This window comes from Oleiphilus sp. HI0066 (genome assembly GCF_001635725.1).
In genome coordinates this window covers 1-526 of sequence record NZ_LWFH01001408.1, presented here as the reverse complement: position 1 = coordinate 526, position 526 = coordinate 1, and the positions used below count along the sequence as shown (strand labels likewise).

Annotated in this window: 1 protein-coding gene and 1 pseudogene; both read right to left on the bottom strand. The window is 45.6% G+C overall.

Features of this window, described 5'->3' with window-relative positions; genetic code table 11:
* Positions 1 to 308, bottom strand: a pseudogene (locus A3738_RS21300) (HlyD family type I secretion periplasmic adaptor subunit); the annotation flags it as partial.
* A partial coding sequence (locus tag A3738_RS31375) for a hypothetical protein (RefSeq protein ID WP_197473952.1) occupies positions 305 to 526 on the bottom strand: 222 nt, incomplete at its 5' end. The gene A3738_RS31375 and the pseudogene A3738_RS21300, both read right to left, overlap by 4 nt.

Genomic DNA, 526 nt, shown 5'->3' with positions numbered 1-526 from the left:
TCACCCGCTTCCACGGTTTGGCCTTCACGCACATGAATAGCGCTTATAATACCGCCATCAAGATTTTGAATGACTTGTGTATGACTGAGCGGAATGGCTTTTCCTTGGCCGCGAACAATCTCATCAATACTCGATGTATAAGCCCAAGCAATGAGCGCGAGTACCATGACGAGCAACACCCATAAGGTGATTTGCGCCACTTTTGGCGTACGCATTAACTCGCCTTGCGAGGCATCTGTAATAAAATCTAAGTCTTCTTGATGCAGCTTCTTCAATTGTTTTTTGCTGAGGTGATCACTAGTGCTCATGCTTCACCTCCGTCTTTAGTATCGGACTTATCTTGTGCAGGTATTTTTCCTGATAAGCGATCGAGTATTTCTTGCTTGGCGCCGTGCATTAGAATTTCACCATCATCCATTACCGCGAGCGAGTCGAGCAAGCTCAGTATTGCAAGACGCTGTGTAAATACGATGATTGTTTTATCAGGTGCGAGCTTGCTTAAACGCGTGATTAAACGTCGCTCTGA